The 12239-nt window shown below is 64.9% G+C and carries 10 protein-coding genes; 1 reads left to right on the top strand and 9 read right to left on the bottom strand.

Annotation, left to right across the window (positions count from 1 at the left end; genetic code table 11):
• Positions 1-14: 14 nt before the first annotated feature.
• Complete coding sequence (locus U5782_RS16445) at positions 15-2441, top strand: glycoside hydrolase family 31 protein (RefSeq protein WP_322044903.1); 2427 nt, start codon at positions 15-17, stop codon at positions 2439-2441.
• On the opposite strand, the gene U5782_RS16440 is transcribed toward U5782_RS16445, so the two are convergent.
• The 9 genes from U5782_RS16440 to U5782_RS16400 form a co-directional block, all read right to left on the bottom strand.
• Positions 2438-2941: a molybdopterin-dependent oxidoreductase gene (locus tag U5782_RS16440; RefSeq protein WP_322044902.1), complete on the bottom strand. Its 504-nt coding sequence runs from the start codon at positions 2939-2941 to the stop codon at positions 2438-2440. The genes U5782_RS16445 and U5782_RS16440 overlap by 4 nt on opposite strands.
• A 203-nt stretch (positions 2942-3144) precedes the next feature.
• Positions 3145-3528: an ATP-dependent protease gene (locus tag U5782_RS16435; RefSeq protein ID WP_322044901.1), complete on the bottom strand. Its 384-nt coding sequence runs from the start codon at positions 3526-3528 to the stop codon at positions 3145-3147.
• A 68-nt stretch (positions 3529-3596) separates the two neighbouring features.
• Positions 3597-3908, bottom strand: a complete 312-nt coding sequence (locus tag U5782_RS16430) for a Txe/YoeB family addiction module toxin (RefSeq protein ID WP_322044900.1) — start codon at positions 3906-3908, stop codon at positions 3597-3599.
• Positions 3850-4155 carry a type II toxin-antitoxin system prevent-host-death family antitoxin gene (locus tag U5782_RS16425; protein ID WP_322044899.1) on the bottom strand — a complete coding sequence of 102 codons (306 nt, stop codon included), beginning with the start codon at positions 4153-4155 and terminating at the stop codon, positions 3850-3852. Before U5782_RS16425 ends, U5782_RS16430 begins: the two co-directional genes overlap by 59 nt.
• 167 nt (positions 4156-4322) lie before the next feature.
• Positions 4323-5639, bottom strand: coding sequence for a replication-associated recombination protein A (locus U5782_RS16420; RefSeq protein WP_322044898.1), 1317 nt, complete (start codon positions 5637-5639; stop codon positions 4323-4325).
• A 69-nt stretch (positions 5640-5708) separates the two neighbouring features.
• Positions 5709-7757 carry an elongation factor G gene (fusA, locus tag U5782_RS16415; RefSeq protein ID WP_322044897.1) on the bottom strand — a complete coding sequence of 683 codons (2049 nt, stop codon included), beginning with the start codon at positions 7755-7757 and terminating at the stop codon, positions 5709-5711.
• 115 nt (positions 7758-7872) lie between these two features.
• On the bottom strand, positions 7873-8646 hold the full coding sequence (locus U5782_RS16410) for a slipin family protein (protein ID WP_322044896.1): 774 nt from the start codon (positions 8644-8646) through the stop codon (positions 7873-7875).
• Positions 8643-10175: a nodulation protein NfeD gene (locus U5782_RS16405; protein ID WP_322044895.1), complete on the bottom strand. Its 1533-nt coding sequence runs from the start codon at positions 10173-10175 to the stop codon at positions 8643-8645. The genes U5782_RS16410 and U5782_RS16405 overlap by 4 nt, the downstream gene beginning before the upstream one ends.
• Positions 10176-10256: 81 nt before the next feature.
• Complete coding sequence (locus U5782_RS16400) at positions 10257-12143, bottom strand: methyl-accepting chemotaxis protein (RefSeq protein WP_322044894.1); 1887 nt, start codon at positions 12141-12143, stop codon at positions 10257-10259.
• Positions 12144-12239: the final 96 nt, after the last annotated feature.

The following is a 12239-nucleotide window of genomic DNA, read 5'->3' as shown; positions in this document are numbered from 1 at the left end:
CGAGGAAACGCCAGATGGCATCGTTATTGAATCCCCCATTTTTCCGCCTGGTCGAAGAGGCGCACAATCGACTGACGCTGCAAAGCGAGGAGGGGGCGAGCGTCGATATCTTCGTGCTCGAAGACGATATCGTGCGGGTTCGTGTGCTGCCCGACGGCCAGCCACGCGGCCCGCGCACCTGGGCCATCGCGCCCGGAATGGACGACGTGCCGTTCGAAGGCCGTGACCGCCTCGATGTATCGGGCTTTACGCTGCCGCACTACGTCAGCGAGATTACGCCCGACTGTCTGCGCGTGAATACGGCAAAGATCCGCCTGACCGTAAAGCTCGACGGCGGTTTCTGTTCATGGGAAATTCGTCAGGATGACGAATGGTGCGTGGCGCTCGAAGATCGCCCCACGCAGGCCTATAACTTCGGCTGGTGGGACGAGCGCGCCTATCACTACGTGCGCCGCCTTCCCGGCGAGATGTATCTCGGTCTGGGCGAGCGCGCGGGCGCGCTCGATCGCGCCAATCAGTCGTTCCGCATGACCAACGTCGATGCGATGGGTTACAGCGCGAAGAACACGGACCCGCTCTACAAGCACATTCCGTTTTACGTGACATGGCGCGCGCAAACGCGCACGGGCTATGGCCTGTTCTACGACACGCTCGCCGATTGCACCTTCGACATGGGCCGCGAGCTCGACAATTACCACGGCCACTATCGCCATTTCGTGGCCGATCATGGCGATCTCGATTACTACTTCATCGCCTCGGCGGGCACGCCTCTGAATGCGGTGCGGCGCTTCACATGGATGACGGGCCGCCCGGCGCTGATGCCGAAATGGGGCCTCGGCTATTCGGGCTCGACGATGACCTACACCGACGCGCCCGACGCCCAGGCGCGCATGAACGAGTTCACCACGCGCTGCGCCGAACACGACATCCTGTGCGATTCGTTCCATCTTTCGTCGGGCTATACGTCGATCGGCGCGAAGCGTTATGTGTTCAACTGGAATCGCGAGAAGTTTCCCGATGTCGAGCGTTTCGTGCAGCGCTATCTCGACCACGGCGTCAAGCTGTGTGCGAACATCAAGCCCTGCCTGCTGCGCGACCATCCCGAGTTCGCGCACGCGCGGCGCGAAGGCCTCTTGATCCAGGCCGCCGATGGCGAGCCGGCCTGGGTGCAGTTCTGGGACGAAGTGGGCGCCTATCTGGACTTCACGAACCCCGCCACGGTGGCGTGGTGGAAGGCGCGTGTGACCGATACGCTGCTGCGCTACGGCATCGCCTCGACCTGGAACGACAACAACGAATTCGAAATCTGGACGCCCAATGCGCTGGCGCACGGTTTCGGCAAGCCGTTTCCCGCGCGCGAAGCCAAGGTGTTGCAGACGCTGCTGATGATGCGCGCCTCGCGCGATGCGCAACGCGCTTATGCGCCTGACAAACGGCCGTTCCTCGTGTCGCGTTCGGGGTGCGTTGGCATGCACCGTTATGTACAGACGTGGTCGGGCGACAACGCGACTTCATGGGAGACGCTGCGCTACAACCTCAAGATGGGACTGGGGCTCGCGCTTTCCGGCGTGTCGAACATCGGCCACGATATTGGCGGCTTCGCGGGGCCTGCGCCCGAGCCGGAACTGTGTATCCGCTGGGTGCAGTTTGGCGTGTTCATGCCGCGTTTCAGCATTCACTCATGGAACGACGATGGCACCGTCAACGAGCCGTGGATGTATCCCGACCTCACGCCGCGGATCGCGAATCTGTTGAAACTGCGCTATCGCCTGATTCCGTACCTCTATCAACTGCTGCACGATTCCAGCGCGCATTACGAACCGGTGCTGCGCCCGACCTTCGCCGAATTCCCCGCGGACGCACAGTGCTATGCCGAGTGCGACGACATGATGCTGGGCGCGTCGCTGCTGGTCGCGCCGGTCGTGGAGGCGGGTCAGCATGAGCGGCAAGTGTATCTGCCGGCGGGCGCGCGTTGGTACGACTACTGGAGCGGCGCGGCCTTTGAAGGCGGCCAGACCGTGACGCTGCCCGCGCCGTGGGATGCACCGGTCATGCTGATACGCGAAGGCGGCGTGATTGCGTTGAACGTCGCCGAGCAGCACTTCGGCCAGCGTGCCGATCGTCGCGCGTTTATCGTTGCGCCGATGGCGGGTGAGGGCAGTGCGATCACGCGCTACATCGAGGACGATGGCGAAACGCACGCGTGGCGCGATGGGGTTTGCGGGTCGTGGCGCATTGCTGTGCAGGGCAGCGTGGCCACGCTCGCGATCACGGTCGATCGCGAAGGGGATGCTGCGTTCCTCGCATCGACGGTCGAATTGCACCTGCCGGTTAGTGAGGTGCGTCCGATCGCGTTGGGCGCAGGCCGCATCGTCGCGGATCAGCGCGACGGCGGCTGGCGCAAGCTGACGGTGGATCTAGGCGATTCGGCAGGCCGTTAAATCGTCATCACGCGCACGTCGATGCGCGCGAGCCGCTTGAGGTGACGCGGCGCGGGCACGAGGTCCGCGCCGGAAAAGAGCAGCGGCGCGCCGCTTTCTTCGGTGAGCGGCGTGCTGCCGCATTCGTAGGCGACGATGGCCTGCTTGCCCACCGGCGAATTGAACAACTCGTGCCAGCTGAAGGGCACGGCATAGCCGTCGTGGCCAATCGCGAGAAAGATCATCCGCTTGAATTCGCCGTGGACTTTGCAGTGCAGTCCGGCGTGCTCGATCAGATCGGTCAGCAGGACGCCGCGATACGGCTCGACGGTGCGGATGAAGCGTTGCGTCGTGTAGCAGCGCAGATCGAAGGGCGCGCAGGTCACGGCCGGGAAGGCGCGCAAGGCGTCGAGCGTGAGCGCCTGCGGGCGCAGCAGGCGGCCCGTGAGCCGCAACGTGGTCGCTTCGCCGGTCGGGGTGGTCGAGGCGGCAGGGCGGGCGGCGGTCTGCGCGATATCCATCGTCGGGTCTCCGGGGCGAATGCGGCAATCAGTGGATCGAAAAACGGATCGATATGATCGCACGTATATTACGCCGCGCGCAGGGGCTTCTCCAATGCGCCTCAGGGCATGGCGGTTATGTCGGTGCGGTTATTCGGTAGGCGGGGTCGGAACGTTTATCGGACGCATAGGGATGCGTCTGGAGCCGATTTGGAAAGCGATGATCAGAGATCGCCGCGTACTTCGCCGGTTCCCAGCGCGTTGCGCTGCCGGTTGATTTCCGCCCACAGCTCGTCGGTGTCGTCGTTGCGCAGCAGGACCATGCAGTCGAGTTGTTCGTCGGTCACTTCGAAGTATTCGAGGAGTTCCTTGCGCACGGCATCGATGAATTGCGCGTATTCCGGGGTGGTTTGGGCTTGGGCGTGCAAGGCGTCGTATTGCGCATCGTCCGCGCCGCCGCCGTGGTCATCGATGTAACGAGTGATCCACAGGTCGCGTTCGCGGTCGTAGTCGGCCTCGGCACGCATCGCCTGCACGGCCGTGTAGATGTCCAGTTGGGCGAATGTAGCGATGGCTGCTGTTGTGGCTTCGTCGAATTTCGTTGTCATTCCGTATCTCGTGGTGGTTGTGGGTCATGAAGGACCGCCGAAAAGCACCGTTGCCAGTGCTTCCTGCATCAACCGTAGTGATATCGGCACTGCATGACATAGGTCACGCCGTCTTGCACGATATAGACGAGGCGATCGGCCTTGGTGATCCGGCGAGACCAGAAACCCGTGAGGTTGCCCTTCAAGGGCTCGGGCTTGCCGGTGCCGCGAGCAGGGTCGCGGGAGATCTCTTCCAGAAGGTTGTTGATTTCGCGCACGATTGCCATATCCGTGGCTTGCCAGTGCAGATAATCGTCCCAGGCGTGGCTTGACCACGCGACTTCAACTGCGTTTAGTGCCTCGGCCTTGTTTCGGGCCTTTTTCTTCTGCTGCTGGTTCATCGATCAAGCCTCGCTTGAAGGGCTTGCCAGCGTTGAATTCGGTGATGGATTCGCTCAGACGCTTCGCATTGGTGGGCGACCCCAGCAGATGCAGCGTCTCCTGCATGCTATTGAAGTCTTCGAGCGAAATAAGCACAACGTGCTCGCCGCGCTGTCGTGTGATCACGGCGGGTTCGTGATCGCGGCAGACATCGTCCATCGCCTGTTTCAGGCCGGCTCGCGCCTCACTGAAAGTCAGGATGTTCATCGTGAGCTCCAAGGGACCCTGTCCGATCCCGGCAAAGTGGGCAATGGGCTGTTGGAAATTGGCGGTTGGCGGTTGATTAGCCCCAGCCAGGCCCGTTGCAGTGGAACACCGGACAGTGCGACTAGCTTCCACCAAGCAAAACATTGTACTTTTCATTGTACAATGCGTCAATCTCCCTCCCACGCCTCCTCATCCAGCCCTCTCAGCCAGTCCAGCCGATCGGCGAAGCGCGCCTCCAGCCCGCGCGGCACGGGCCGATACCACTGGGTTAGCCCCACGCCATCGGGCAAATAGCGTTGTCCCGCCGCATAACCCTGCGGCTCCTCATGCGGATTCCGATACGCCGTGCGCGCGTCGCCCGTCGCACTCAGAGCCTGCGCTGCCACGCTCAAATGCGTGGGCACCGGCCGCGCGCGGTCCTGCGCAACGAACCCGCGCGCCTGCGTGAACGCCATCCCGCCCGCGTTGCTTTTGGCCGCACAGGCCAGCATCAGCACCGCTTGTGCAAGCGCGAGATCGCCTTCCTCGCCGCCGAGCATTTCGCTCGCCTTCACTGCATCGCTCGCGTAGCGCAGAGCGCGCGGATCGGCGAGACCGATATCGTCCCAGCCGATCGCGATGATGCGTCGCGCCAGATAGCTGCGCTTCACGCCGCCATCGAGCATGCGCGTGAGCCAATAAAGCGCGGCATCGGGGTTCGAGCCGCGCACGGATTTGTGCAGCGCCGAAATCTGGTCGTAGAACTGTTCGCCGCCCTTGTCGAAGCGTCGCGCGCCGCGCGTGAGCATGCCGGAGACGAAGCTTTCGTCGATAGCGTGCGTACCCGTCGCGCTCGCCAGGGTGCGAATCTGCTCCAGCAGGTTCAGGAGCCGTCGCGCGTCACCATCGGCGTAACGGACCAGCGTTTGCACGGCGAGCGCGTCGAAGTCGAGATCGGCCAGCGCGCGCTCGCACGCACGTTCGAGCAACTTGCGCAAATCGCCATCGTCGAGCGGATGCAGCACATGCACGCGCACGCGCGCGAGCAGCGCGCGGCTCACTTCGAAACTGGGGTTTTCCGTGGTCGCGCCAATCAGGATCACGCGGCCCGCCTGCACGAAGGGCAGCAGCGCGTCCTGTTGACTCGCATTGAGCCGATGAATTTCGTCGATAAAGAGAATCGTGCGGCGACCGGTACGCGCAAAGCTTTCCTGCACGCCCGCAAGGGTTGCGCGGATCGCCTTGATGCCGTCGAGCACCGCGGACAGCGCGACGAATTCGCCATCGAACGCCTGCGCGGCCAGGCGTCCGAGCGTGGTCTTGCCGACGCCGGGTGGCCCCCAGAGAATCATCGAATGCGCTTCGCCGCTCGCGAATGCGCGTTGCAGCGGCTTGCCCGCGCCGAGCAGATGCGACTGGCCGATCACGTCGGCGAAACTCGCCGGGCGCAGCGATTCCGCAAGCGGCGTGCGCGGCTGCGCGTGCGATGCGAATAAATCGGCCATGAAGCGCGAACTTCTCCCGTACCGTGACGTGCAACGAAGCGCTGCGGAGCCGGGATTATGCCGCGAGTTTCACTCCACGTCGCCGCCGCGCGCCTTGTGCTGCGCGGCGAGCTTGTCCTGTTGCCCCGGCGGCACGGGATCGTAGTGGCTCAACTGGATGCTGTAGTTGCCGTTGCCGCCCGCCATCGCATTCAGGCGCGACTGGTAGTCGTTGAGTTCGGCGAGCGGCACCTTGCCCGCTATCACCATCGCGTTGCCATTCACCGTGCGCGTGCCGTGCACCTGGCCGCGCCGCGAGGACAGATCGCCGATCACATCGCCCATCGCCGCTTCGGGCGTCATCACCTCGATGTCGACGATCGGTTCGAGCACCACGGGCTGTGCCTTGAGCACGGCGTCGATGAAGGCCTTGCGCCCGGCCGTGACGAAGGCGACTTCCTTCGAATCGACCGGATGGCTCTTGCCGTCGAACACGATCACGCGCACGTCCTGCATCGGGAAGCCCGCGAGCGGGCCATTGTCGATGACCTGCTGGATGCCTTTCTCGACGGCCGGAATGAACTGCGAGGGAATCGCGCCGCCCTTGACCGCATCGACGAATTCGAAGCCCGCGCCGCGCGGCAGCGGCTCCACGCGCAGCATCACTTCGCCGAACTGGCCCGCGCCGCCGGTTTGCTTCTTGTGGCGGCAGTGCCCCTCGGCCTTGCCGCCGATAGTCTCGCGCCACGCAATGGTGGGCGGGCGCGTGACGACTTCGAGTTTGTGCTGCTCGGTGAGCCGCTCCAGCATGTAGCGCAAATGCAGTTCGCCGAGACCCCGCACGACCGTCTCGTTGGTGCCCGCCGGATGGCTGATCAAGAGGCAGGGATCTTCGGCGGCGAGCTTTTGCAGCACGTCCCAGAGGCGCTGCTCGTTGCCGCGCCGCGCGGGCTCGATCGCGAGGCCGTAAATCGGGTTCGGAAACGCGGGGGGCGTGAGATGGATGTTGCCGTCCTCGGGCGCGTCGTGCAGCACGTCGCCAAATGCGATGTCGTCCGCTTTCGCCACCGCGCAAATATGGCCCGGTCCCGCGCGCGGGATTTCGGTGTGATCCTTGCCCTGCAACAGCAGCAGATGCGCGACCTTGAATGGCTGGCGACCGTTGCCGATATAGAGCTGGCTGTCGCGCGTGAGCGTGCCCTGATGAATGCGGAACACGGCCACTTTGCCGATATACGGGTCCACCACGACCTTGAAGACGTGCGCGAGTACGTGTTTATCGGCGCGCGGCTCAGCCTGAACGGGTTCGGTTTTGCCCCCGGCTTCGCGGTAAAAGAGCGGTGGATTGCCTTCGGTGACATTGGGCAGTAGACGCACAAACACGTCGAGCAATTGCGTGACGCCCGCGCCCGTCGCCGCCGAGGTGAAGCAGACCGGCACCAGATGGCCCTCGCGCAGCGCGCGCTCGAACGGCTCGTGCAACTGCTCGGGGCGAATGGCCTCGCCCTGTTCGAGATACAGCTCCATTAATTCGGGGTCCAGTTCGATCACCTGATCGACGAGCGCATTGTGCGCTGCTTCCACCGAATAAAAATCCGCCTCGCCGGACGGATTGAAGAAGCAGTCCACCACATCGGTGCCGCCTTTTGCGGGCAGATTGATCGGCAGGCACTGTTTGCCGAACATCTCCTGGATCTGCGAGAGCAGCCCCGGCAGATCGACTTTTTCACCGTCGATGCCATTCACGACGATCAGGCGGCAGAGCTTGCGCGCCTCGGCGGCGGCCATCATGCGGCCTGTGGTCATCTCGATGCCGGTGCGTGCGTCGATCACGATGGCCGCGGTTTCGACGGCCGGCAGCGTGCCCATCGAGAGGCCTGCGAAGTCGGGATAACCGGGCGTGTCGAGCAGATAAATGCGCGTGTCGCGATAGTCGAGGTGGGTGACCGCGGAGTTGAGCGAGTGGTGATACTTGCGCTCGAGCGGATCGAAATCGCACAGGGCCGTGCCGCGGCTCACGCTGCCGGGTGCGTGCAGCGCGCCGCTCTGATGGAGCAGGGCCTCGGCGAGCGAGGTCTTTCCGCAGCCGGCATGACCGACCAATGCGACTGTGCGGATGGCTTCGGGACTGTAATCCATGATCGCCATCGTCCAGTAGTGGATGTTCGGGCATTATTGGCGAAAATCGTCCGCACTGCCAACTCTCTTCGATCGACGCCGGTGCGGGCCCGCGCATTCGCTGCGGCGCAATAAATCAAGGGGTTTTGCGCGCGTCGAGCCGTTCCAGCAGCGCCGTGAGCAGGTCGATCGGCAGCGGGAAAACGATGGTCGAATTCTTGTCGGCGGCAATCGTGGTAAGCGTCTGAAGATAGCGTAGCTGCATCGCCTGCGGTTGCAGTGCGAGTCGTTGTGCGGCCTGTAGCAATTGTTCGGACGCCTGTAGTTCACCTTCGGCGTGAATCACCTTGGCGCGGCGCTCGCGCTCCGCTTCGGCCTGGCGCGCAATGGCGCGGATCATCGTTTCATTGAGGTCCACGTGCTTGATTTCGACGGTTGAGACCTTGATGCCCCAGGCGTCGGTCTGCGCGTCGAGCGTCTTCTGGATATCCGCGTTCAGTTGCTCGCGCTCGGCCAGCAGCGCGTCGAGTTCGTGCTTGCCGAGCACCGCGCGCAGTGTGGTCTGCGCGAGCTGACTCGTGGCCTCGACGTAGCGCGCCACCTGAATCACGGCCTTTTCCGGGTCGACCACGCGAAAATAGACCACGGCGTTGACCTTCACCGAAACATTGTCGCGCGTGATGACGTCCTGCGACGGCACGTCGAACACGACCGTGCGCAGGTCGATACGCACGGCCTGCTGCACGATCGGCAGAATGAACACGAGGCCCGGCCCCTTGACTTTCCAGAAGCGGCCGAGCATGAAGACGACGCCGCGCTCGTATTCGCGGAAGATGCGGATCGCCGAGACGGCGAGCAACGCCGCGAGCACGATCAGCAGACTCGAAAAGCCGAAGGTGAAGCCGATCATGGTGAGTTACCTCCCTGTTCTTGTGCCTGCCGCTGTTCTTGATGGGTGGTTGCATCGGCCACTGGAGACAGCGGCGCAACGGTCAGCGTGAGGCCGTGACGCGCCGTCACCCGCACCCGCGCGCCTGTCGCGAGCGGCGCCGCGCACGCCACGCGCCAACGCTCGCCATGCACGCGCGCCCAGCCTGAACTCAGGTTTGATCCGGCGCGTTCGACGCGCAGCCCTTCGTCGATGATCTCGCCCAGGCTGCCGACCATCGCCTCCGCGCCCGTCACCACGGGCTGGCGCCGCGCGCGCAGCGCGAGGCTGGACACCGCCGCCACGAACACCACGCCGCCTAGCGCGAGGCCCGCGATCAGCGGCAGCGGAATGCCATAGCCGGGCACATCGGTATCCATGAGCATCAGCGCGCCAAAGCCGAACGCGACGATGCCGCCGAAGCCCAGCACGCCGAAGGTCGGCAAGAACGCCTCGGCGACGAGGCACGCGAGGCCCAGCAGCACGAGCGCGAGGCCCGCGTAGTTCACTGGCAACAGTTGCATGGCGAAGAGGCCGACCAGCAGGCAGATGCCGCCCGCCACGCCCGGCAGCACGAAGCCGGGATTGGCGAATTCGAACACCAGGCCGTAAATGCCGAGCGTCAGCAGGATCAGCGCGACATTGGGGTCGGCGACGATGGCGAGAAAGCGGCTGCGCCAGTCCGGCGCGACGGCCACCAGCGGCGCGTGGGCGGTTGCCAGCCGCACATTGCCCGCCGAGGTGGCGACGGCGCGGCCATCGACCTGCCGGGCGAGATCGGCCGCATCGGTGGCGATCAGGTCGATCACGTGCTGATCGAGCGCCTCGCTAGCCGACAGACTCACAGCCTCGCGCACCGCGCGCTCGCCCCACACGGCGTTGCGCCCGCGCAGTTGCGCGAGGCCGCGGATATACGCGGCGGCGTCGTGGGTCATCTTGCGGGTTTCGGTCGAGGCGGTGTCGGAGGGCAGGGGCGCCGAGGCACCCGAAGCGGGCGCGGCGCCAGGCATGCCCGGCGTCGAACCCGCGCCCAGTTGCACGGGCGACGCCGCGCCGAGATTGGTGCCGGGCGCCATCGCCGCGACGTGGCTGGCGTAGACGATGTAGGTCCCGGCGCTCGCGGCACGCGCGCCGCCGGGGGCCACGAACGCGGCCACCGGCACGGGCGAGGCGAGGATCGCCTTGACGATTTCGCGCATCGAGGTGTCGAGGCCGCCAGGTGTGTCGAGCTGGAGAATCGCGAGCGCCGCATGCTGCTGCGCGGCACGTTCAAGCGTGCGGACGATGAAGTCGGCGCTGGCGGGGCCGATCGCGCCATCGACCGTCATCACGACGACGGCGGCGGGCGGCGTGGCCCAGGCGCTCATGCGCGCGGCCAGAGCGCATAGGCCGAACAAGGTCAGGAACAGGGCGGCGCGTAGTACCCGCGCCAGCGAACGCGAGTGCGCACGGCGAAGATGAGGCGGCAGCGTGTCGTGCTCCGCCGCCCGGGTGGGGCGATGAGCGCGCATCGGAACGTCCGGACGGGCAGTGGGGTGGCCCGATATTCAAAGAGTAGGCGCTTTCCGGACGTTGCGCAGGGTCGAAGAGGTTTAAGCGGCCACGCTCTCTTCGCCCACCTTGAACACGGCTACCAGACGGTCCAGTTCGGCGGCCTGCTGCTTGAGGCTTTCCGCCGCCGCTGCGCTTTCCTCGACCAGCGCGGCGTTCTGCTGCGTCACCTGATCGAGTTGCTGCACCGCATCGCCGATCTGGCCGATGCCCGCGCTTTGCTCGACGCTCGCCGACGTGATCTCGCTCATCATCGTGCTCACGCCCTGCACCTGCGCGACCACGTCGCTCATCACGCGACCCGCATCGGCGACAAGGCGCGAACCGGCGTCGACGGTCCCCGCGCTGTGCTCGATCAGCGCCTTGATCTCCTTGGCAGCCTGCGCGCTGCGCTGCGCGAGATTGCGCACTTCCGAGGCCACCACCGCAAAGCCGCGACCTTGCTCGCCCGCACGCGCCGCCTCGACGGCCGCATTGAGCGCGAGGATATTCGTCTGGAACGCGATGCTGTCGATTACCACGATGATTTCGGAGATCTTGCGCGACGCGCCGCTGATCTGCTCCATCGTGCTGACCACCTGACCGACCACCTCGCCACCCTGCGCGGCGGCCGCGGACGCGGTGCTGGCCATTTGCGCGGCGGTGCGCGCCGTGTCGGTGTTGTTCTTCACGGCGGCGGTGATTTCCTCCATCGACGCGGCCGTGCGTTCGAGATTGCTGGCCTGGTCCTCGGTGCGCTGGCTCAGATCGGCGTTGCCCATGGCAATCTGCGTCGAGCCGATGGCGATCGAGGTCGACGAGGCGCGCACGCGGCGCACCAGCGTGCCCATCGAGGCCACGAAGCGGTTGAATGCGTCGGCGAGCTGGCCGACCTCGTCGCCGGTCTCGACCGCCATCTGGCGCGTGAGATCGCCCTGGCCGTCCGCGATTTCGGCGAGCAGCATGGCGGCGCGGCGCACCGGCGCGGCAATCGCGCGGCCTACCAGCAGGATCACGGCGAGCGCAGCCGCGAGGCCCACCACGGCGGCGATCAGCGTGGCCGTGCGGATCGTGCGCTCGAACGGGCCGAGCAGTTCGCTCTGCGGCACTTCGACCACGACGTAGGCGTTCAGCTCAGGGATGTACGAGGTCGCGATGTAGCGCGTGCCGCCGGGGGCCGGGTAGGTCGTCGACTGGTAGGTCTTGCTGTCCAGCAGCGCGGTCGCAGCGGCGGCTGGCATGCCGGGCGTGTCTTTCAGGAAGTGCTTGCCGTCCACGAGGGCGGTGTCGCGATGCATCATGATCGCGCCGTCCGGATGCACGAGGTACGCGAAGCCCGTCTGGCCGATCTTGTAGCTCGATATCCCTGCTGCGAGCGCGTCGACCGAGAGCGCCATGCCTGCCACGCCGGTGGCGCCTTCCGTCGGGTTCGCGCTCTCCACTCGCGCGTTGATGAACATCATGTAGCCGCCTACGGCTACGTCGCGGTCCATGTTCACTTCGTACGGTTTCCCCGTCGCGAGAAACGCCTTCAGCCAGCCGTCCTGGTCGCCAATCTTCCGCTGCAAGCCGGCTTCCGTGTAGTAGTTGCTGGTTTTGGTCGAAACCCATTGCACGCTTGCCGCCTTTTGCTCCGCTTTGATGTTGGCGGCGAGGTGCGTCCAGTTGGTCGTGCCCGTGTCTGGCTCGCCTTGGGCTTCCCATTGCTGCAGGAAAGGATCGAGCGCCAGCGCCCGTGCAGCTGTAATCGGGCCCGCCAGTTGGCGCTGGACGTCCGCGCGGATGCCGTTGACCGCCGTCGGCAATTCGTCATTCACCACCCGCTCACGTACCGTGTCGCCTATCAACCAGATACTCAGTCCGCTCGATATGCCGATGAAAATCAGCAGGCAGGTGGTCATGCTCAGAATCAGCTTGTTCTGGATGGATAGTTTGCGCCAGATGGACATGAAAGTTTTTTGTCAGCGATGGAACGGGGACCCGTGCTGTCGTTATCGGTCGTTTGGTGCTTAAACTTCATGCGGGCTGGCGTATAGCGGGTATTT

This window comes from Paraburkholderia sp. J67 (assembly GCF_905220265.1).
Taxonomy (GTDB): Bacteria; Pseudomonadota; Gammaproteobacteria; order Burkholderiales; family Burkholderiaceae; genus Paraburkholderia.
Note: the sequence above shows the minus strand (reverse complement) of the source record. Positions and strands in the feature narration are given on the sequence as shown.

Coding starts and splice junctions, on each gene's coding strand:
- fusA (WP_322044897.1), bottom strand. CDS start 7,757: ATGGATTACAGTCCCGAAGCCATCCGCACAGTCGCATTGGTCGGTCAT.
- U5782_RS16435 (WP_322044901.1), bottom strand. CDS start 3,528: ATGACAACGAAATTCGACGAAGCCACAACAGCAGCCATCGCTACATTC.
- U5782_RS16445 (WP_322044903.1), top strand. CDS start 15: ATGGCATCGTTATTGAATCCCCCATTTTTCCGCCTGGTCGAAGAGGCG.
- U5782_RS16425 (WP_322044899.1), bottom strand. CDS start 4,155: ATGAACATCCTGACTTTCAGTGAGGCGCGAGCCGGCCTGAAACAGGCG.
- U5782_RS16405 (WP_322044895.1), bottom strand. CDS start 10,175: ATGCGCGCTCATCGCCCCACCCGGGCGGCGGAGCACGACACGCTGCCG.
- U5782_RS16420 (WP_322044898.1), bottom strand. CDS start 5,639: ATGGCCGATTTATTCGCATCGCACGCGCAGCCGCGCACGCCGCTTGCG.
- U5782_RS16440 (WP_322044902.1), bottom strand. CDS start 2,941: ATGGATATCGCGCAGACCGCCGCCCGCCCTGCCGCCTCGACCACCCCG.
- U5782_RS16410 (WP_322044896.1), bottom strand. CDS start 8,646: ATGATCGGCTTCACCTTCGGCTTTTCGAGTCTGCTGATCGTGCTCGCG.
- U5782_RS16430 (WP_322044900.1), bottom strand. CDS start 3,908: ATGAACCAGCAGCAGAAGAAAAAGGCCCGAAACAAGGCCGAGGCACTA.
- U5782_RS16400 (WP_322044894.1), bottom strand. CDS start 12,143: ATGTCCATCTGGCGCAAACTATCCATCCAGAACAAGCTGATTCTGAGC.